Origin of the sequence: Weissella muntiaci, from assembly GCF_008107635.1 — a bacterium.
Classification (GTDB): Bacteria; Bacillota; Bacilli; order Lactobacillales; family Lactobacillaceae; genus Weissella; species Weissella muntiaci.
This window is the reverse complement of record NZ_SDGZ01000028.1, coordinates 37,270-58,763: the sequence shown is the minus strand read 5'-3', so window position 1 is coordinate 58,763 and position 21,494 is coordinate 37,270. Positions and strand designations below refer to the sequence as shown.

General features: G+C 37.3%; 20 protein-coding genes and 1 riboswitch. Of the genes, 19 read left to right on the top strand and 1 reads right to left on the bottom strand.

Annotation, left to right across the window (positions count from 1 at the left end; genetic code table 11):
• Positions 1 to 21 precede the first annotated feature (21 nt).
• From ESZ50_RS11985 to ESZ50_RS11040, 13 genes are all read left to right on the top strand, one after another.
• Complete coding sequence (locus ESZ50_RS11985) at positions 22 to 174, top strand: LPXTG cell wall anchor domain-containing protein (RefSeq protein ID WP_222860816.1); 153 nt, start codon at positions 22 to 24, stop codon at positions 172 to 174.
• Between the two features lie 720 nt (positions 175 to 894).
• A complete protein-coding gene (locus tag ESZ50_RS11090; RefSeq protein WP_148623965.1) occupies positions 895 to 3,894 on the top strand; it encodes a C39 family peptidase in 3,000 nt (999 codons plus the stop codon).
• A 1,285-nt stretch (positions 3,895 to 5,179) separates the two neighbouring features.
• Positions 5,180 to 6,817: an LPXTG cell wall anchor domain-containing protein gene (locus ESZ50_RS11085; RefSeq protein ID WP_148623964.1), complete on the top strand. Its 1,638-nt coding sequence runs from the start codon at positions 5,180 to 5,182 to the stop codon at positions 6,815 to 6,817.
• 328 nt (positions 6,818 to 7,145) lie between these two features.
• The gene (locus tag ESZ50_RS11080) at positions 7,146 to 7,541 is read left to right on the top strand and encodes a DUF1310 family protein (protein ID WP_187387635.1); all 396 of its coding nucleotides are present in this window, start codon (positions 7,146 to 7,148) and stop codon (positions 7,539 to 7,541) included.
• Between the two features lie 217 nt (positions 7,542 to 7,758).
• Entirely contained in the window at positions 7,759 to 8,154 is a 396-nt protein-coding gene (locus tag ESZ50_RS11075) for a DUF1310 family protein (protein WP_148623960.1), read from the top strand.
• Positions 8,151 to 9,440 carry an alpha/beta hydrolase family protein gene (locus tag ESZ50_RS11070; protein WP_148623959.1) on the top strand — a complete coding sequence of 430 codons (1,290 nt, stop codon included), beginning with the start codon at positions 8,151 to 8,153 and terminating at the stop codon, positions 9,438 to 9,440. The genes ESZ50_RS11075 and ESZ50_RS11070 overlap by 4 nt, the downstream gene beginning before the upstream one ends.
• A complete protein-coding gene (locus ESZ50_RS11065) occupies positions 9,437 to 9,763 on the top strand; it encodes a hypothetical protein (protein ID WP_148623957.1) in 327 nt (108 codons plus the stop codon). Before ESZ50_RS11070 ends, ESZ50_RS11065 begins: the two co-directional genes overlap by 4 nt.
• Positions 9,764 to 9,768: 5 nt before the next feature.
• Positions 9,769 to 10,077: a hypothetical protein gene (locus tag ESZ50_RS11060; RefSeq protein WP_148623955.1), complete on the top strand. Its 309-nt coding sequence runs from the start codon at positions 9,769 to 9,771 to the stop codon at positions 10,075 to 10,077.
• Positions 10,078 to 10,545: 468 nt separating this feature from the next.
• On the top strand, positions 10,546 to 11,058 hold the full coding sequence (locus ESZ50_RS11055) for an SRPBCC family protein (protein ID WP_148623954.1): 513 nt from the start codon (positions 10,546 to 10,548) through the stop codon (positions 11,056 to 11,058).
• 53 nt (positions 11,059 to 11,111) lie between these two features.
• Positions 11,112 to 11,642 carry a MerR family transcriptional regulator gene (locus ESZ50_RS11050; protein ID WP_148623952.1) on the top strand — a complete coding sequence of 177 codons (531 nt, stop codon included), beginning with the start codon at positions 11,112 to 11,114 and terminating at the stop codon, positions 11,640 to 11,642.
• 94 nt (positions 11,643 to 11,736) lie between these two features.
• Positions 11,737 to 12,126 (top strand): hypothetical protein, encoded by a 390-nt coding sequence (locus ESZ50_RS11045; protein WP_148623950.1) that lies wholly within the window; start codon positions 11,737 to 11,739, stop codon positions 12,124 to 12,126.
• Positions 12,127 to 12,895: 769 nt separating this feature from the next.
• Positions 12,896 to 13,072: a hypothetical protein gene (locus ESZ50_RS11780; protein WP_187387634.1), complete on the top strand. Its 177-nt coding sequence runs from the start codon at positions 12,896 to 12,898 to the stop codon at positions 13,070 to 13,072.
• A gap of 362 nt (positions 13,073 to 13,434) precedes the next feature.
• The gene (locus ESZ50_RS11040; RefSeq protein ID WP_148623948.1) at positions 13,435 to 13,917 is read left to right on the top strand and encodes a hypothetical protein; all 483 of its coding nucleotides are present in this window, start codon (positions 13,435 to 13,437) and stop codon (positions 13,915 to 13,917) included.
• A gap of 1,000 nt (positions 13,918 to 14,917) precedes the next feature.
• Here ESZ50_RS11040 and ESZ50_RS11035 read toward each other — a convergent pair.
• The gene (locus tag ESZ50_RS11035) at positions 14,918 to 15,388 is read right to left on the bottom strand and encodes a TetR/AcrR family transcriptional regulator (RefSeq protein WP_148623946.1); all 471 of its coding nucleotides are present in this window, start codon (positions 15,386 to 15,388) and stop codon (positions 14,918 to 14,920) included.
• An 85-nt stretch (positions 15,389 to 15,473) separates the two neighbouring features.
• Here ESZ50_RS11035 and ESZ50_RS11030 point away from each other — a divergent pair, with 85 nt between their 5' ends.
• The 6 genes from ESZ50_RS11030 to ESZ50_RS11005 all read left to right on the top strand — a co-directional run bounded on the left by ESZ50_RS11030 (position 15,474) and on the right by ESZ50_RS11005 (position 21,383).
• Positions 15,474 to 16,313, top strand: coding sequence for an alpha/beta fold hydrolase (locus ESZ50_RS11030; RefSeq protein WP_148623945.1), 840 nt, complete (start codon positions 15,474 to 15,476; stop codon positions 16,311 to 16,313).
• 386 nt (positions 16,314 to 16,699) lie between these two features.
• A complete protein-coding gene (locus ESZ50_RS11025) occupies positions 16,700 to 17,497 on the top strand; it encodes an alpha/beta hydrolase (protein ID WP_148623943.1) in 798 nt (265 codons plus the stop codon).
• A gap of 30 nt (positions 17,498 to 17,527) precedes the next feature.
• Positions 17,528 to 17,917, top strand: a complete 390-nt coding sequence (locus tag ESZ50_RS11020; RefSeq protein WP_148623942.1) for a hypothetical protein — start codon at positions 17,528 to 17,530, stop codon at positions 17,915 to 17,917.
• Between the two features lie 129 nt (positions 17,918 to 18,046).
• The gene (gap, locus tag ESZ50_RS11015) at positions 18,047 to 19,072 is read left to right on the top strand and encodes a type I glyceraldehyde-3-phosphate dehydrogenase (protein WP_148623940.1); all 1,026 of its coding nucleotides are present in this window, start codon (positions 18,047 to 18,049) and stop codon (positions 19,070 to 19,072) included.
• A gap of 207 nt (positions 19,073 to 19,279) precedes the next feature.
• Positions 19,280 to 19,341, top strand: a riboswitch (Fluoride riboswitch).
• Between the two features lie 59 nt (positions 19,342 to 19,400).
• Entirely contained in the window at positions 19,401 to 20,642 is a 1,242-nt protein-coding gene (gene eno / locus ESZ50_RS11010) for a phosphopyruvate hydratase (protein ID WP_148623938.1), read from the top strand.
• Between the two features lie 27 nt (positions 20,643 to 20,669).
• On the top strand, positions 20,670 to 21,383 hold the full coding sequence (locus ESZ50_RS11005; RefSeq protein WP_148623936.1) for a 2,3-bisphosphoglycerate-dependent phosphoglycerate mutase: 714 nt from the start codon (positions 20,670 to 20,672) through the stop codon (positions 21,381 to 21,383).
• Positions 21,384 to 21,494 lie beyond the last annotated feature (111 nt).

Sequence of the window (21,494 nt, the reverse complement as noted above, 5' to 3'; positions counted from 1 at the left end):
GAATCGGTATCAGACAGTGAATTGACGAGTGATTCTGAGTCTGCAGATGAACATAATAATGGCTACAGGAACAAAGAATTGCCAGAAACTGGTGTTGCTCTCGACGACGCCTATCAAATTCTGGGAACACTTATTATTACCTTAGCTGCACTAGGTATTAGAAAGAAAAAATAGTAGAGTACTAATGAACACCTACTAGACAAACACAAACCCCAAAGTTAAAGTGAAAATCCACTTTTAACTTTGGGGTTTATTTTGTTATATTTATCCTTTGGTAAATGAGCGTTCATTTACAAAAGCTTTTGCTTTTTTTGCTCCTGGCGGATCTTTTGAAGTTGAAAATGTTTACTCCAAGTTGGAGAGACGTTATTGTTTTTAGAAAAAGAATACGGTTAACAATCGGAATCAATGTGAGAAGATTTGATCACAATCTAAGTATTCGTAGTTTGAAAAGCAATAGACGTTCTAATTAACATAACAAGAGATGTTGATCAGCTGAGCGATCCATTTCGGAATCAAGACGAGTGTAAAAAAATCTGTCTATAGATAATGGAAAATAAAACAAGCCTTAATATTGTCTTTTAGGTTAATGGTGTGGTTGGATTATAAAAATATTTAAAAATAAACCGATGTCTGATTAAAGACGAAACTGATTTCGAAACAATAGTATATATGTAGCCAATTACGATGATGAAATTGGAGAATCAACTTTGTATGAATAGATCGGAGATATTGATAGTAACCAGTAAGCTGGTAATATATGGACCGATATTATTCTCAATATTTACGAATAATAGTGAATTGTATAACAAAATAAAATCTACATATGCTATATTAGATGATGGTCATAAAGACAAATTGAAAATAGAGTGAATTGGGGAGTGTTTTTAAGTTATGCGTTTCAAACTATATAAATCCGGGAAATTTTGGATAGCCGCTACTGCTGCGTCTGTCGCAATTATTACCAGTGGTGTTCAAGTGTTAGCGGATGATACAAGCTCCAGCATGAGTTCAACAGAGCAAAGTTCTTCGTCAAATGCTGGTAGCTCGGCGGCTGGTCAAAGTGTTACTTTAGCAAGTACTGCGAATACAGACGTAAATGAACAGAAAAATGGTTGGGTGACAGAGAGTGGAGCAAAATATTATTATAAAGATAATGTCAAGGCCACAGGACAACAAGATATAGATGGGAAGTTCTATCTTTTCAACAAAGATACTGGAGCGATGGAAACCGGATTCCAGAGTATGCAATCATATGGTCAAGATAAAGTTTGCTATTTCGATCCAACAACGGGAGCAATGGCTCATGGAGACACAGTTGTTGATGGCGTAACGTATCAAATTGATCAGTATAGTGGTGCATTACAAAGCGGTTGGGCAAGTTCGAATGCTGGTAAGGTCTACGTTAATTCGGACGGATCATTAGTCAAGGGGCAAAAGTATATCGATGGTGGCTGGCGACTGTTTGATAATAACGGTGTAATGCAAACTGGATTCCAAGATTTGTCGGCTTATGGCCCAAATAAAACCATGTATTTTGATCAAGATGGGAAAGCTGTATATGGTCAACAGTACATCAACGGCCAATATTATGTGTTTAGTCATAATGAAGGTGCACTATTAACTGGTTTCCAAGACCTGAAAAGCTATGGTCAGGATAAGGTTGTCTATCTCGATCCAAACAACGGCGGCGCAATGGTTCATGATAGCATCATAGTCGACGGTATTAGTTATCATTTTGACACCAATGGCGGTTGGCATAATGGTGGATTGATTTCTGGTTGGCAAACTAAAGATGGCGAAAAATACTATATTCAAAATAACGGTGCAGTATCAAAAGGTCAGCAATACATCAATGGCAAGTGGTATTTCTTTGATGATAACGGAGTAATGCAAACTGGCTTCGTCAATTTATCATCCATTGGCGTTAATAAGACGATGTATTATGATAAAGATGGAGCGGCATTATACGGACAACAATATATTAATGGTCAATATTATGTATTCAGCCGTAATGAAGGTGCCTTGTTAACTGGTTTCCAAGACTTGAAGAGCTATGGACAGGATAAAGTTGTCTATCTCGACCCAAATAATGGCGGTGCAATGGTTCATGATAGTGTCACAGTTGACGGTGTTACTTATCATTTCGACACCAATGGTGGTTGGCACAATGGTGGCCTGGTTTCTGGTTGGCAAACTGAAAATGGCAAAAAGTATTATGTCCAGAGCAATGGCGTAGCATCAAAAGGTCAACAACACATTGATGGGAAATGGTATTTCTTCGATGATAGCGGAGTAATGCAAACTGGTTTCGTCAATTTGGAGTCCATTGGTGTCAACAAGACGATGTATTACGATAAAAATGGAGTGGCATTATATGGACAACAATACATTAATGGTCAATATTACGTATTTAGTCACAATGAAGGAGCTTTATTAACCGGATTCCAAAGTTTGAAGGATTACGGTCAAGATAAGTTAGTCTATCTCGATCCAAATAATGGCGGTGCAATGGTTCATGATAGTGTCGTTGTAGGCGGTGTTACTTATAATTTCTATAATGGTGACGGATGGACTAATGGAAAGTTGCTTACTGGGTGGTCGACGTCAACCAATGGTAAAGTTTATGTTAACGCGGATGGGTCTTTAAAGTCAGGCGAATTAAAAGATGATGGGTATTGGTATTATTTTGATTCGACAACACATACTATGCAGACAGGTTTTATTAGTCTATCTGACGGTCGGAAAGTTTACTATAGCGATCAAGGGCGAATGCTTTATGGCCAGCAGGAAATTGATGGTGCACATTACTCATTTGATGACCAAAACGGAGATATGCAGACAGGCTTTCTGCGAATCAGTGTCAATGGTCAAAAACAGACGGTTTATTATGATCCAACCACGGGGCAACAAGTATTTGGTGATCAAGTAATTAACGGATTTAACTATCACTTTAACGAGACTACAGGTGCGCTTGAGAGTACAGACGCCCGTGGTTGGCAGACAATTGATGGCCAACACTATTATTATGATGACCAAGGCATGCCAACGATTGGCGAGACGCATATCGGTAATTACTTCTACTACTTTGACAATAATGGTGTTATGCAAACCGATGCTTTTGTGAATCTTGGTAGCAAGATTGGTTATTACAATAGCTATGGTGAAATGGTTTATGGCCAACAATACATTAGCGGAAAGTATTATTTGTTTGAACGGTATTCGGGGGCAATGCAGACTGGCTTCCAAGATTTGCATAGTTATGGTGAAAGTAAAACTGTGTATTATGAAAATGATGGCTCAATGGTTCACGGAGACAAAACTATTAATGGTGTTACCTATCGTTTTGATAACAATACTGGAGCCTTATACTTTACACCTACCTACTATTCACAGAAAGATGGACGTTGGGGAAATATTTATTTTGGTGGATATTCAATGGCCTCTTCTGCCTGTGTAATGGCAAGCATTGCGATGGTTTCAACTGGCTATGGTAATACGGTGACACCTTTGGATACGGCATGGTATGGACATACGTATTCTGGTTTTGACAAGTATGGTAGCGGTGCAGATCAAGCCACGTTGAAGGATGTGGCAAATCACTATGGTATGAGTGTTAATGGATTACACAGTGCAAGCGACATTCAAAACTCATTAGAAAATGGGCGTCCAGTGTTGATTGCTGTTCAAGCTCCATTTATCCCATGGTCATGGGGAAGTGGGGTTACACATGAAATTGTTCTGTCACAATATTCAAACGGGAATGTCTATGTAAGTGATCCATTGGGTACAACTAGTGGTTGGCATAACATTAACGATGTGTGGAATAATCGTTCAATGGAAGGTGGCGATTCTGATGTATTTGGGACGCCAGCAGTTCAATTGGTTAAGTAGGATCTTAATTATTGCTTTGATTTGAAGTTAAGGTTCAGTCTAATCACTGTGAGTGATTAGATAATAAAATAGCAAGGATTCCATCTTCAGTTGGAATCCTTGCTATTTTTTCTTGAATATAAATTATCGTTTTTTAACATTAGCGAATCAAAGGCTGTTAGGTTTTGCCATAGGGTAATCAGGAAGAATATTTATGTAGGATTCTTCCGAGGATTTAACTATGCTTGTCACAAATAATTCGATTTTCTTGATAAATAGATAAGGAGGCATGGGGAAGATGTTTTGACAGGTGTTAGGGATAGAATTATATATTTAGTCGGAACGGTCAAAAGTGTTCATCATAACACATATTTATTGATTTCCTTTATATTAGCATGTATAATCATAAATATTCGTTAATTAATTCCGAGGTTTAAAAAGATGAGAATGAAATTTATTATGGGGATAAATTTTATACTTTTGAGACAGCCTTTTGCTAAACAAATAGATGAATAATCAATCTTTTCCCTAGTGAAATAAATACCAAAGATGAATTTATATTGAATTAAAATTTTTGATTACGGATAAATTGAAGTAAGCAGGTAATTGATATTACTTGTTTAATCTCTGAGAGAATTTTAATATTCAGATCAAGTATCAAGATACGAGGTAGTATCCTATCAGGTTGGACATAAAAAAAGCGGCTAGCTGTTACTAGTCGCTTCCAGTTCTTTGATAACCTTATAGTCTTCAATCAGAAGAAACGTCAGCTAATCAAATAACCTCAACAATTAGATGATAGCATGACATAGAAAAAATGCCTAAGATTTTGACTTAATTAATTTCAAGTGCACGAGTTGTGGTGAAAGGCACTTAGTGATTAATGAGTAGAGATTCTTTGTCTTTAGGTTGCTCTGGTTTCTGATCAATGGACGGGTGTTTGGAATCTTGTTTTAGATTACAAGAATAGATGTCTTTGTAAAATGAAGTATGGTTTGATACTAGATTACAATTACATACTCAATTTGACTGAGCAAAAAAGAACTGTCGAACCAGTAAGAACTGGGTGCATTGGTGATGCAGGTTGTTAACAATAGTCAAAAACGACTTTGGAATATTTATGAATTAGTTTACATTTCCAATTTGATGATAGTTGTTATTAGCAGAAGCCACTATGAAATATATTCTAAGGGTTTTATAAATATAATTTATGGCGGTTATTAAGCATACGGACTTAATAATTGTCTTTTAGTTTGGTCATTTTTTTGAAAAATGATCTATTTGGGAATAGGGGATAGAGATTTTTATGGAAGATTTACAACGTTTTAAGATGTATAAAAATGGTAAAAAATGGGCAATTAGTGCAACCGTGGTAGCTGGGGTAGTCGCAATTCAGGCCGGTACAAATGCTAGTGCCAATGAACTACAGAGCACTACTTCTGCGCAAGAGGTAAGTAGTCAAGTTTCGACAACGGTTACTGCAACAACGCCTGATGAAGGAAAGCAAATCATTGATGATCGTCAATCGCAAGTCGACACGAGTGTTTCGAATGCGGAAGATAATGGAGTTATTGTTAACCAAAATGAAGAAACAGAATTGCATTTGAATGATGATAATTACAAGGAAATAACTGATCAGGTGCAAGATGATCTAGCAAAACAACAAGCAGCTATAGATGCCGCTAACTCCTTGAATCAAGCCAATCAGGACGCTTACGATCAGGCAACTGCCGATCGTGATGCCGCGTTATCACAAGGCGAACAAGATTTGAATGATGCTAAGGACGATCAGCAAACACAGGTTGATGATAGTAAGGAGGCTGGTGTAGATACAACCAATGTTGATGAAATAGTTGCGCCGGACTATCAAGATTTGACAGGTCTAACTGGGCAAGCGTTATTGGATGCAATGCAACACAATATTGCATTGTACGAAGATGCAGTGAATCAGGCGATTGCAAATACAAATACTGACACAGAAAAATTAAAAGATTTAACGGATGCGTATCAAAGCAAGATGATTCAGTATCAAGCTGAAAAGACGCGTATTGAAAAGGAAAATGCTGATAAACAAGCCGCTTATGATAAAGCACTTAACGAGTACTTAAATGGTTTAAACGTTAATGCGAACATGGCCGCACGGACTGACACAGACATGGGGAGTGGTCAGTATGAAACGATGATGACAGCTGAGGTGAACGCCCAAACGGGGGAGTTTACGCTAAAGCATGATATGAATGATGGTGTTTCCGTTATTGGTAATGGTGAATTAACGGGACGAGTGATTTTCAATATTGTATCTAATGGTGATGGAACTGAAACAATCACGGTTACGGGGATTGAACTTTACAAATATAGTTATGTGAATTTGAATCATAATACGGCTAGGAATAAGAACATCAATTTCCATGTTTATGACAGCAATGGTAATGAATTATTCACAGTAGCACATGATGGTGAGACATCTTTCGAAAGATATATTAGTCAAACGTTTGCTTTGAACAACGTAATTACATTGGTGCCAGGACAACAATCAGACGATTTGGCGTTTTTGAGGATTGATGATAATTGGGTCTACAATACGCATGGAAATGTATTCATCAATTTTCAAAATACCAATGAGCAAGTGGCACTACCTGATTATGAACAATTACCAACGGAACCAGAAAAAGTTCAAGGACAAGTTACCAGCTATAGTGTGACCGAATTGCCAGAAGCAGAGACACCAACACCACAAGTAGTCACTGTTACCCCTTATAAAGTAACGGTTGATCCCAAGGTAGAAACGCCATCAGAATCAGTAGTGCAGAAGTTGACGGTCGTTGAGCAAGGAGTTTTGCCTGAGACGGGGATGCAGGCGGGTTCTATGTTCTCTGTTGCTGGATTTGCTTTACTCTCGACTATGGGGGCTTTAGGGGCAACTAAAGGACGTAAAAGAGATTGAGATCTTGGAATGGAGATTCTGCTTAGTGATATGCAGAATCATTAATGAGTTGTGATAGTTCAATTGTCGCTAAAGGTGATATAAGTGCCAATGTATTTAATTCCATTGATCTAGGTGGAGCTATGATCAATGTGCCCATTGTTTGAAACAACTATTTGTTTGAAGGGACTGGGAATACAAATGACTATTATTATTGCTGATAATGATAGTTTGCGATTAATTTAGTCGTAGATTGGCTTTCGGTGAGATTGTGAGGGGAAGTTTCCCAGATAAATAGCTATACTACGTATGTCAAATGGGATGTAGTAGGCAGTTTGGGAGAAGTATTATGAAGAAGGCTTCGGTTTGGAGCTGGGTTATTGCTGCGTTGATTGTGATTATCGGTTTTATTTTTTTGGAAATATATATGAATAATCAAGAGCAACAGAAAATGATGATCCAAATTGCTAAAAGTGACAAGGCCAAGGTGATTTATGAAACCAAGCTGAAAGTAATGGATGAAAACGCTTTTAAAGAAAATGGTATTATTAAAACTTACACAATTGATATAGATGAGGTCGGTCATAATCCGATGGGAGGGATTGACGTCACAATTTGGGTGAATAATGATTCAAAACTATATGTATTTTATACCTTAAATAAAGATTCAGACGGTAAACTTGTCGATGATGGCGGTGGCTTTTCTGGTAGGCTTGATGTGCTTTTGAAAAGAAAAATAAATTAGTGCTTTCGCACGAATAGACAGAAAGCGTGTCTATATTGATGAAGTTGACGTAGGTCTTGTTAAAGCTGGGTAATCGACATGTTCTCGAAGTCAATGAAAAGACAGTGCTCTTCTAGATCATTGCTTTTTTGGTTTGCAACTGAAAAATGATTTGGAACCTGCAGGTAAGGAAAATGATATCATTCAGCAATAATATGGAGAATTTTGGAGATATTTTATGAAAAGAGTTCCAGTTTGGGTCTGGATTATTACAGCATTGATTGTGGTCGGAGGTTTTTTCGGGGAGAGATATATGAGCAATAAAGAACAACAAGCGATAATGATTAAGGTGGCGGAAAGTTCCGAAGCAAAGTCTATTTATGAACAAGAGTTAAAAGAATTGGATAGTACCGCATTTACCGAGAACGGGATTATCAAAGAGTATTCTATAGAAAAATCTAGTATAAATCATAACCAAATGGGGGGGATCAATGTAAAAGTAACAATAAATAATGACTCCAAATTATATGCCCTGTTCATTTTAGATAAGGATAAAAATGGCAAGCTTGTGGACGACGGTGCAGGGTACTCTAGCAAACTTGACACTTTGTTGAAGACAGGTGCGCAAAAATGACTCAGCCTACAGATCTAGAAAATCAGAAGATCGCTCAGCAGGGATATGCAAGTTACGATGTTGGAGATTCGGTTGCTATTCGAGTTAATGGGAAAAGAGAGCAAGTTGGGTATGTTATAGAAAAGATTGATGATGCTTCAGGACAGCAAGCGTATATTATTGCAGATCAGAAATTGCCGGCAAATCCTTCAAAGGATCAACTTGATTCTGTAAAAAACGTTTCAGTTATATATCGTGGTTCGAGTACGGATGCAAGCTTGGATGCAGTTAATGATTGGCTTGTAAATGATATCCCGATGGCTGAACAAATTGGTGGAAACGCTATAAATAAATTACTTCCACCAAATAAAAAATTAACAATTCCAAACGTAGGGACACCTCAATTAGTTACCTCAGCCAATACGCTACACAAAGCCATGGATAAATACCCGAATGCCTTATTTGCTGTATATGGTCATTCTCTTGGGAGTATGGACGGACAGTATGCAATTGCTGATTTATCTGCAAAGGAACAGAAACGTTTAATATCAGCTTATTTATACGAAGGTCCTAACATATATTCAGTTCTAACTGACGGGCAAAAGAAAAATGTAGCTGCATTAAATAAATTGAATAAGGCATTTAATTACATCGACACCAATGACATAGTCACAATGAAGTCTTATCGTAATAATGGATCGAATGCGGTTGGAAATACTGTTTTCATCAATTCAAAGTGGACCGCCAATGTTGGTAAGCAGCATATGTGGGGTGGCTATCAATATAATGAAAATGGCAGTATTATTGTCAAATCGGATTATGTTGCAAAATTAGCTGAAGAGACTACAAAGAATGATATGAACATAATTGCTGATCTAAAAAAGCGAATGACTGCCAATGGTGGTGGCTTGAGCAGTGGTGAAAAGATTTTATTAGATCAATTAGAGGCACGTAGCATTGCTAAAGGGATGCTACTAATTGTTGAGAGCAAATTTGGTGATTTGACGCTTGAATATAAGAATGCTATCACGAAGACCAATCAGCTTTGGCAAGATACCAAGGCGCAAGCTTCAATCATTGGTCAACATTTATCAGCTGGTGAAGAAACGACGGCGTTGGCCAATGGTGGAGCAACTGAAAATAACATAAAAACTCAACCAATTAAGGATTATCAAGATTCTATTATGCAAGTTAAGTCGCTCGTTGAAGAGTATACAGCTATCGTGAAAAACATTAATACGACCATTGATGCACAAGTACAGACTGATACTGACTTAGCAAATGAAATTGCGGGGTTGTTAGCATGATGGGTGAAGAAAAGCAGGCAATGCTTGTCTTGGAGGAGCAATACGCAAATAACCAAAAGTTTATTTCAAGAAGTTTTGAGGAAATTGATGCAATCAGCGCTGGTTTTAAACACTATGTGGATGAATCTTATGAACAGATTCGGCATAGTGCCTTAATTCGTAATAATGATAATGTTGATTTAGGGGCGCTTAATCGAGCATTTTCTTTGTTGCAGGATGAATCTAGTAAGGAAATCAACCGTCACGTGAAAACGTTGCAAGCAATGCAAGAAGAGAATAAGTCAATTTACAAAAATAGCTTGAAGGCTTTTGAAGAGGAATAAAAATAATGGGAAAGTCATTATCAGAAGTAACGGGGGAATCTGCGCAAAGCTCTAAAGCTCTCGATGAGAATTTGAAAAAAATGACCATGTCACATGAGAAAAATTTGATTGCTATGATTACAGCTGGGGCCGCAAAAACTTCGATGAAGGATTTACAAAGTAAAACGAATTCGAAAAAGGGACAAGTAATTTCCGAAGTGAAAAGTAGTTTGAAGTCCTTTGAGGAAGAATTTAAAAACTCTGCAAAGGGTGCTTGGGCAACCGCCGCAGTTGACAATATGAACGACAAAGAAAAATTATTTACAAAGATTTAGCGTTTTATAATATATATTTTTGGCTCGTCTGTTTGTATACATCAATAGTAGAGCATAGATCGAATAACGGAATAGTCAAGTTGGACTCTAACCAATGAATGATTTAAAGTGGGAAAGATAGTAAGGAAGCTATAACCGTAGGCTTTTAACAGTTAGTTTATTAATCATGTTCCAATATTTAGGTGTGATATAAAGAGACAACACATAGTTCGTACTATATGATAGCCAAGGATGAGTTTGTAAATAAACAGCTGTGAGAAATGATTTATCATTCCTACGGCTGTTTATTTTATATGAGCATCGGATGTTCTTGTAAGCTAGAAAAGTTTTCTGAATCAACGTTGTGAATTGAAAAATGACACAAATTCTAAAAATTAACTTATAAAAAGTATTGACCTCAAGTCGACACGAGGTTCTAAGATGAAGTTATCTTATTAAAGATAAGCAAAAATCTTGGAGGAAGCAAATATGTTACATGAAATTAATTGGCCAACAAAATATCTCCCAGGTACTACTGATAATTTTGTCTCAAATGAGGTTATCACAAGTGGAACAACTATCGAGGAAGTTTGGACAAACTTGGTGGATACAAGTCAATGGGAAAGTTATTATGACAACGCCGCAAATATTGTCATAAACTTTAGTGATCAGAAATTGCTCAGTCATGGCATCAAGTTCCACTTTGATACATTTGGCTTCCCAATTGACGCTCAGATTATGGAACTTGCCGAGCCGCTTAATGGCGTTGCTCGTATTGCATGGCATGGATGGCAGAATGGGGATGCTGAGACCGCACTCGACGTTTATCATGCTTTTTTGCTTGAACAGTTACCTGGTGATAGAATTCGCCTGTTAACGCAGGAATCACAAATCGGTAAGCCGGCTACTGAAATGGCTGAGGAAAAACCAAATCCAATGCTTAATGGGCATCAGGCTTGGTTGGATGGGCTTGTAAAGAAGGCGAAGTCTACTGTAAAGTAAATTAATGAAAGATAATACCATTTGGAAGTTTTAAAAATGCGGAGTGTGTAAATATGGACAGAACTTATTATTCGATCGGCCAAGTTGCTCGAAAATTGGGTGTAAGTGTTGAAACTTTACGCTATTACGATAAAGAGGGGCTTTTACCGTTTGTTGGTCGTGATGACGCTGGCAGAAGAAAGTTTTCATCCAATGATATGCACTTATTACGAATGATCATGTATCTAAAACTGTCAGGATTATCGGTAGCTAAGATTTCTGAGTTCGTAAACCTTCGACAAGATGACGGAGATAATTCACTTCAAGAACGCTTTGATATTCTACTTGCACAGGAGAACAACTTAAAGGAAAAGTTAGAAGAGATTAAAGTCACGCTAGCTTATATGAAATTCAAAAAGTGGTATTTTATGACCTCAATTGAGGCTGGCACAGAATCTATTCATCTGGTTGAGAAAAGTGATCAAATTAAAGATGATAAAATATTAGAGGAAGAGTATATCCACTTTCTGACTGAAAGAGGTGACGTTCAGGAGTTAGCCGAATTCTTGCCTTTGGCGGAGGTAACAGTTGTTGATGAAGAGTAGTTTCCTGGAACATTCGTTTTGAAAAAGGGTGAGGAGTAACCATTCATGGATTTTTACGCATTTCCACCTGCCATTAAAAAAGAGGTACATACTAATGAAATTATTATTTGATCAGACGTTCCCAGCTACTAAGGATGATGGTGCAAGTCGGCATATTTGGTATGAAGGAGTGTCTCTATCGTCAATTGGGGAATATGGGCCCATTGTTGGTTTAGATGCGAACTTGAAAAAAGAGATAGTTGATTTAATTTACAAAGATGCCATGAATTCTGGAGAGGTTCTATGGTATTTTTATGATGAAGAGGTTAGTGAAGATACCTTGGATGAACAGATACGTGCGTCGTTAATGATAAAGAAACAGGTAAATGGAAAGTTTATCGTGCACTTTAATTTCAGCGATTACAATTTTGCAACAAACTTAGATAAAATACGTGAATTGAGAATTGATCTTGAGCAACTGTTAAATCACGTATCTTTTAATTAAATTGAAATAAGCTAAGATATTTTTGAAGTTTAGAAACGGATTTCCTGGTTTTGGAGGCTCGTTTTTTTGTTTATGCAGAATTTGTTGCCGGAATAGTCGGCAAGAAAATACTTCCGATTAATAGGGGCATTATAGGAGCTTTTGTAAGTGAGAATTCATTGGTTCGATTGAAAATTAATTTGAAGAGCCGAAAACCAATTAATGATAAGAGTGATGTGAGATTTTCAGAAGGAGGTCTATCGCAAACATGATGATGGTCAATATAATGTCCGATTTTAGAGTTGAATAGGTTGTATTAATCGAGAACGGGTATGAGGTCTCTTAAATCTTAAATATAAATAGCTTTCACTGCGAAAATATAACTTTATTTATATCCGATGATATTGTATGATTTTAAAGGTTGTGTTAATTGAATCACAAAATTGGAATTAAGAGAGTGTATTGATAAATGGGAAGATTGCATCAAATTTGGATGCTGCTAATTAATCGATAAGTAGTTTACAACGGACCACCGAAGAAACGTTTGGCAGCTTTAGTTTATCGAATAGTAATTTAATAGATATGGGAAACGCTACCAAAGTTAGTAATCAGCTTAATGAATGGTATTAATAAATTAACTAGTAGTGTTAAAAAAGGCAGATAAGTTTCCACAAATTGCTAAAATTATTGAAACTCGTGATAACAAAGAAACCTCAAATCTTTGAAAGTAAATATCATGTTAGATAATCTTTGAAAGTAAATATCATGTTAGATAATAAAGATATTAATAGTGAGAGAAGAGAATAAATCTAAGATTAGGTATCGGGAACGTGACCTAGAAGATTTTCTGAAGCAACAAAGATCTTTTGAGCAGTCGGATATTGCTCTCAATGATACTTTAAACACGGCATATAGTCGGTTACGTGAGTTGAACGAAAGCAATCGTCGTTGGGTTAAATACAATTGATAAGCAGATTACGCTTGATTTTCAGGGCCGCAGAGGCAGTGAAAATGATTTGTGTTCAGAATAGCGGGTTAAGCAATATTTTAATCAAAAAAAACAAGCACTGAATAAGATTGATGAATTAGAGAAAGCACGGAGAGAGCACCCATGGGATTAAGATATTCAAGTTCCGATTCATCTGGAATGAAAAGCAATTTAAAAAAGTCTTGAAACAGGCCAATCGGTCGATTACGGGTTTGAATTCAGGTAGTGAGCAATTGATGGACGTACATTAGGGATTTACAACTGGATTAATATTTTCTACTAAAGCGGATGTCGGGTTTGATAGTTGGTATGACGGAACAGTACGAAAGTTGGTAAATTAGATGGAGAAATCCTGGAAGTCACGACTTAATGCAGGGCTTAATGCAGGACTAAAAACTATAGAAAGTGAGCATGGAAAGGCAGCTAGTTTCTTTTTAGCAATGGCGATAGTATTCTTTTTTCTATTTGGTTTTTTAGGTAGTACAGTCATTTATAGTATGGCAACATGGAACGAGATTCCTGTAGTGGTTCAGTCTTCCGAAAGAATTAATACAGTTAAATCGGGGATCCATTTTAATACGGACATATTTATTGAGATCGATGGTAAAAAAGGTAACCAGGTAATAACCACAAATAGTAACTTTGCCAAAGGCAGTACAATAATGGTTTACTATGATGGTAAAAACTTTGATTCGATTTTCTATGATGACAATATTTGGAATAACATTTTTATGGTTACGGGTATTTTTGTCTTCGATTTTTGTATCGTGTATGTGTATTATAAATACAGAAAATTTAAAAAAAGGGAGAATGGAAATGAATGAAGGAAAACACTGAATTTGTTCAAGAAATTAACACTGAGAAACCGACGAAATTAAGTAGTTAACTGGGCCTTTTGGTGTTTGATTTTAAGCAGTAGAACTGTTTTTCCATATTATGTTGCGAAAGAGTCTATCAATTATTCTCTGCTACTATCAATTATAATTTTAGGCGGTATACAAGTGAAAGATGTTCAATATATCTTGGCTTGCTGATTTTAAGGGCACAGTGAAACATCCTGTGATAGTGTGGAATTACTGATGAAGAAAATAATTATATTAACAATGATTGGATTTTTAATTCAAGAAATAGCTTTGATTATCATTTCCTTGATCATGCAGAACAACGATTTAATAACAGTGTCTTTCTTTTTGGTTCCAGCATTTTTACTTCTTGTTCAATCAATGCTTTATGCATTTTTTTAAATTTTTCAAAATATGATTTTGACTTAAAAATATTAGCTGTGCTAAATAAGTCCGCTCTGTCTGCTCCAAGTTGGACTAAGAGTCCAGAAGGGAATAGACTAACCACAACATTTTATAAAATTGGATATTACTTTACATTAGCCTTCGGATCTGTGGTCTTAATTGGACTAACGAAAGGTTCGTATTATGATCAAAAACTATTGCCTAATACGATGTTAGTTACTAGTGTTGCTTGGATAAGCATAATTGCAACGGGCGTTCTCATGATAATTACGAGTTATCTAGTATTTGTTCGCGGAAGAATACTTAGTGAACAGGCGCATATAACCATGAAGGAGAAGGGTTATGAATAACTTACCAAATGGTGCAACTATTGAGCTCGAGACAATAGTAATATTCTTTTAGGTGTTACGATTTACCATGTACATTATTTCTAATAGTTGATCTAGTTTTACCAGCTACTGTTAAGTTAATAAATTCGAACATATGCAGGCGAATGTATAAAATAGAAGATTAAAGTTTAAGAATAACAAAATAACCCCGATTAAGTCAGTGAGTTACTGATTAATCGGGGTTTATTTTATGCTTCTTTGATAAATCCATTAAAAATGATATTATATTGGGCTCCTGCTAGGCCATATAGTTCGATCTTTTCTTCAATAGATAATCTCTGAGGCTTGCACTTAAGCAGATGTAAATTTAATTGCTCAAGATATAAATAGGATAATCCTGATACATAAATACTTTTAATTTGATTATGATACTGTCGCACATATCGCCTAACTTCACGCATATATGAATCTTCAAAACGTTCAGAGATGGTTTTTGGTGCGTAAATCTTGTCAAAATTAATTAACGTATCGGTGATTAAATACCTAACTAAATCTAATTTATTTCTGAAGTGCCGATAGAATGTTGATCGAGCGACACCAGCTTTATCGACTAGTTCCTGGATTGTAATTTTTGAAAAATCTTTATATTCCATCAAAATTAGCAATGCGTCTTTTAATGAATCAAAGATTAATTGTTTTTCTTCTTCTCTTGTTAGCATAGATAGACATTATCCCTTTTTTGTCCCGTGTACTGTTCATTTAGGCTGATAAACTCTGTATTAATAAAGATAGGAGCATATATATATGTCAGTCGTAAACATAAAAACTTTGAAAATTAACAACTTAGATTTTACTGTAAGAGAAGCGGGAAAGCAAAATGATGGTGATTTAGTTATATTTCTTCATGGGTTCCCAGAAAGTTCATTAATGTGGGAACATACATTGTCGGAATTGGCTGATAAAGGCTATTACGCTGTAGCATTTGATCAACGAGGGTATTCGTTGGGGGCAATCCCTAATGGCATAAGTGAATATTCAATGGAGAAACTAGCAAGTGACGTAACTGAATTGGCGAAAGTCCTCGGATATCAGAGTTTTCATTTGGTGGGACACGATATCGGAGCTGTGGTCGGTTGGACAGTTGTCGCAAAACATCCTAAGCAGGTGAAATCTTGGACGGCGCTGTCTGTTCCAAATTGGCCAGCGTATCTATGGTCGCTAGAAAACGATCCAGCACAAAAAGGAAAGGGTGCATATGTACATCGTTTTCAAGAGCCAGATAAGCCCGAGCAGGTTGTCGCCGCAAATGATTTTGAAGTATTGAGAACTCTTTGGAATGGCTTTAATGATGACATAGTTAAGAAATATATTAAGATGTTTTCTCAACCCGGTGTTCTAACTGGCGTGATTAATTGGTATAGAGCTTTATTCCAGACTAAAAATAACATTGAGTATGATGGTATAGAAACTAACACGGAACTGATTTGGGGAAATCAAGATTTGGCAATCAGTAGAGCCTCTGTAGAAAGGAATGAGCAATATATGTCAGGGCAATATAGGTTTGTTGAAATAGATGCTGGTCACTGGCTAACAGAGTTTAATACTGAAGAGATAGAAAGATTAATTATCGATCATATTGGATAACTATTGCTGAAAGTAATAAGCTAAAGCGAATATAGCAGGATAAATTGGACCTCATATGTTGGATCAGATCTGACATATGAGGCTTAATTATGTTCTCAAAAGAAATTCAAATAAACTTGCAGTTGAAGAATTTACCCCAGAATTCCTTGAAGTGTTATTTGAAGAAAATACTGAATCAAGGCGAATCTGTAATCTTATCCGGTTGGAATCTTATGACGTATTAGTGGCAGAATAAATTATCAAATACGTACCTTTATGATCTAGATAACTTTTAAAACATTTACTTTTTCAAAGTAGAATCCTATAATTAAGGCGTTTACATAAGCGCAACGGGACAGGTGCTCAAACATGTAAACAATTCTTTTAATGCTTTAGGAGAGGGTATTATGGCAAATATTAAAGTAGAAACAGATATTGAGTACAACAACAAGTTTGGTCTTAAAATGGATGTGTATCAAGATCCAAGCCAAATCTCTGACCAACGTCGAGCAATTATTGATATCCATGGTGGTGGCTGGTGGTTAGGGTACAAGGAAGAAGAGACCGAGTGGGCGACAGAGTTTGCTGAGGCGGGTTATATCGTTTTTGTACCTAATTACCGGTTGGCCCCGGATTATGTATACCCTGCGGCAATTGAAGATTTAGTTAACCTATATGGCTGGATTAAAGACTCAGACTATAGGTTTGACCGCAACAAGATCGGAGCGGTCGGAATGTCCTCAGGTGGAAATTTGGCAATCGAGTTAAGTTTACGCACCGGTATTCCAATTGCTTCTTGGTCCGGTATCGTTGACCTAGATAGTTGGATTGAAAACCATCCCAAAGTTAAAGCGTCGAATGCAACAGCCCCAATACCGGGTACACCGGTTGGTGAAATAAATCAGGTCGGAAGTAATGACGAATACTATAAGTGGTTTGTTCTAAATTATGTAAACGGTGACATGAATTTACTTAAGGAAGCGTCGCTTTTAAATCGGATTGATTCAAAGGCTGGGCCAATGTTCATTGCAAATTCATTAGATGAACTGGTACCAATGGATGGCGTTCTAAAGTTACAACAAAGGCTTACGGACTTAGCAATTGAAAGTGTATTCCAAACTGTGAGTGGTCATGGGCATGGAGAAATATACATGGCACATACTCAGCAGGCTACGCTAGCATTTTTTGATGATCATTTTGCCTAAGTTAAACAGTTTGTTTTGGAGGATTCAATAATGCCGACTTTGGGGAAGTATAGCGATGTTGCACGAAGCTACAACGGAGTAAACACGATTAGTTATCAGATTCCTGAATCAATTTCTGAAGATGGTACTCATCTACTAATTGATGGCAATGGGTTGAAGCTTTTCGTTGATACAAAGGATGAGGAAATTACTCGAATTAAGTTTAATGTCACGGATATGTATAACCCGACCTATCCTGGAACCTTTCAAGGCTTTGAATTTGGAATGCACTGGAAGGGCAATCCGTCATATATATCCAGTTTCATAAATGCTAGGAATAATCCTGGCAAATTATATGTTTCAAAGGGTCTTGTAGAATACTCTGCAAAAGTAGATCGAAATACGCATGAGCTCGTTGTAACCTTGTCGCCGGGGAGCTAGAGTGAATCAAAATTATTTGCGAATTTTTTTCGTAGCTACAGCAGATTTTATGGGTGCTGATTCTTATATTTGCACTTATTTATGGTTAGCGTTAGAATTTAGGTAATTTCTAATAAAAAGGGGTGCATTATGACAGTAAAAGTGGGAATTAATGGTTTCGGACGAATTGGACGATTAGCTTTTCGTCGGATTCTTGAGTTACAAGAATCTGGATCACAAATATCTAATGATATCGAAGTTGTGGCAATTAATGACTTAACAAATCCATCGATGTTAGCATACTTGTTAAAGTACGACACTACACATGGTACATTAAAAAACGACGTGTCTGCTGATGAGACTGGATTAATTGTGGATGGTAAACACTATACTGTATATGCAGAGCGAAATGCTGGTGATTTAGAGTGGGTAAAGAATGATGGCGTAGAGGTAGTGCTTGAAGCTACAGGATTCTACACCTCAAAGGAGAAGTCACAAGTTCATATCGACGCAGGCGTTAAAAAGGTTCTGATTTCTGCACCGGCAGGTAACATTCCTACTGTTGTTTATGGTGTAAATCAGAATAGCCTAGATGGTAGTGAACAAATCATTTCAGCAGGTTCGTGCACGACCCAGTCGCTGGCCCCAATGGTTGACGCATTAGACAAGGAGTTTGGGGTTGAACTTGGACTGATGACTACTATCCACGCATTTACGTCAACTCAAATGATTCTTGACGGGCCAAAAGGCAATAAGATGCGATCAAATCGTACCGCATCGGCAAATACTATTCCACATTCTACTGGAGCCGCCAAAGCCATTGGCTTAGTAGTTCCATCTGTAGAGGGTAAGCTAGATGGTCATGCACAACGTGTTGCAGTGATTGATGGGTCAATTACTGAATTGACAACTGTCTTATCTAAGAACGTTACAGCTGCTGAAATTAATGAGGCTATGAAGAAGTATACCGATGAATCATTTGGGTACAATGGTGACGAAATTGTGTCTTCCGATATTATTGGTGATACTCACGGAGGAGTCTTTGATCCAACTTTGACTAAGGTAATTACGGCTGGAGATAAGCAATTAGTTCAAACTGCCTCTTGGTATGATAACGAATATGGCTTTACATCGAATATGATTCGTACCTTGATGTATATCGCAAAAATGAACTAGAAGTTGAATAATTATTATTTGCTAACGAAGTCTGGAGTACACCTACTCTAGACTTTTTTCTATACTATATGATTCCATTATTTCAATCAAAACCTTGCTGGAAGGAGGGTCAAATATAGCCGGTTGAGAAGTTAAGATGTGTACCAGAAGATGGTCATTAAGCTAATTCAATGTAATAGTAGACATTCTTTTTCAGTTATGCTATTCTTTTCGCATAGGGATGGTGTTTCCTATTAAAACTGCAAATTGCTGACGACACCTACTTAAAGACCACATTAATTGTGGCGTCTTTAAGTAGGTGTCTTTTTTGTATAATAAGGAGAAAATCATGATTGTACTTATTGAAAACATCCACGCTCGTGAAATCTTTGACTCACGCGGTAACCCCACAGTTGAGGTAGACGTGATCCTGACAGACGGTGTATTAGGAAGAGCAGCAGTTCCTTCTGGTGCATCAACTGGTGATCGAGAAGCCGTTGAGCTACGGGATGGAACAGAACGGTTACAAGGCAAAGGGGTTCTGAAAGCCGTAGATAATGTCAACACTGCAATTAATGAAGCATTACACCACTTATCGCCATTTAATCAGGCAATGATTGATGGGAAAATGATTGAACTAGATGGTACAAATAACAAACAACGTTTAGGTGCAAATGCGATTTTAGGTGTATCAATGGCCGTGGCACGTGCAGCAGCCAATAGCAAACATGTTCCACTTTACCGTTACCTTGGTGGAATTGACTTACAATTACCGCAACCTTTCTTCAACGTAATCAATGGTGGTGTTCATGCTGATTCTGGAATTGATGTTCAGGAATTTCTGATTACGCCGGTCAAGCGGACTAGTTTCCGTGATGGCGTTGAAAAAATTGCAAATGTTTATCACACTCTAAAAAAGAATCTCGCCAAGCAAGGATTTGAAACAGCAGTTGGTGATGAGGGTGGCTTTGCACCAAAGTTAGCTAATACCGAGGCCGCAATTGAGATGCTTTATCAGTCAATTCGTGATGCTGGATATCAACCAGGTGCGGAGATTGCAATCGCAATTGACCCAGCATCAAGTGAATTCTATGATGACGATAGTGCCTTATACCATTTTGAAGATAAAGATTTAACATCAGCAGAACTATTGGAATATTATACAAAACTTGTCGCAAAATATCCTGCGATTGTTTCGATTGAAGATGGTTTTTCAGAGCATGACTGGGCTGGTTTCAAAAAGCAAACAGATACGATGGGTCAAAACATTCAGTTGGTCGGCGATGATATTTTCGTTACTAATCCCGCAATCTTTACAGAAGGTATTAAGGCTGGGGTCGCTAATGCCATCTTGATCAAATTAAATCAGATTGGAACAGTTACCGAGACCATCGAAACGATTAAACTTGCCCGGGCAAACGGATATAAGACCATGCTTTCGCATCGCTCAGGAGAAACGGTCGATTCTTTCATCGCAGACTTCGCAGTCGCAATGAACGTTGGACAAATTAAGTCAGGTTCGATTGCCCGTGGTGAACGCGTTGAAAAATATAACCAGTTTATGCGGATCGAGGAAGAGCTCGGAGACTGATACACTTGTTAAAGGAGCGTAAGAATCATGGCAAAATTAGTTTTAGTTAGGCATGGCGAAAGTACTTGGAATGCTCTTAACCTCTTTAATGGTTGGGTCGACACTCCGCTGTCGGATAGAGGACGTTTGGAAATACAAGATACCGCTTTGTCGCTCAAAGATGCTCAAATTCACTTTGACTACGCCTATACCTCAATGCTCACTCGTGCGATTGAATCAACAAATCTACTTTTACAAGGGATTAATGCGGAATATATTCCGGTGACAAAATCATGGCGTTTAAATGAACGTCATTATGGTTCATTACAAGGGATGAATAAATTGGAAGCTGTTAATCAGTGGGGTGAGAAACAGGTGAAAGCTTGGCGACGTTCATATGACGTTCAACCGCCATTAGACTCGGAATACCAGCAAGTAATCGAAGTAGAAGGTCAGGAATATCCGCTATTTGATCAACGCTATGCAGATGTCAAGTTTGGAGATTTGCCACTTGGTGAGTCGCTAATGATGACCGTTGATCGAGTGTTGCCATTATGGTTCAATGAGATTTCAGACAGGTTGAGCAAGAATCAAAATATTCTGATCGTTGCTCATGGAAATTCAATTCGGGCATTTAGAAAATATTTAGAAAAATTGGACGACTCATCAATTAGTGAACTAGAAATTAAAAATGGCGAGGCGGTTGTGTACGATTTTGATAATATGTTATCAATCGTTGATAAAAGGATCATACGCAATTAGCTGGGCGTATAGAGATATGATGTCTTTGAAGGGACGAGAGTAATAAAGTTACATTTAGATGTGTCGAAGAAGTTGGCGGATTTTCGGCCAATTGATGGCGGTCTTGAAGCT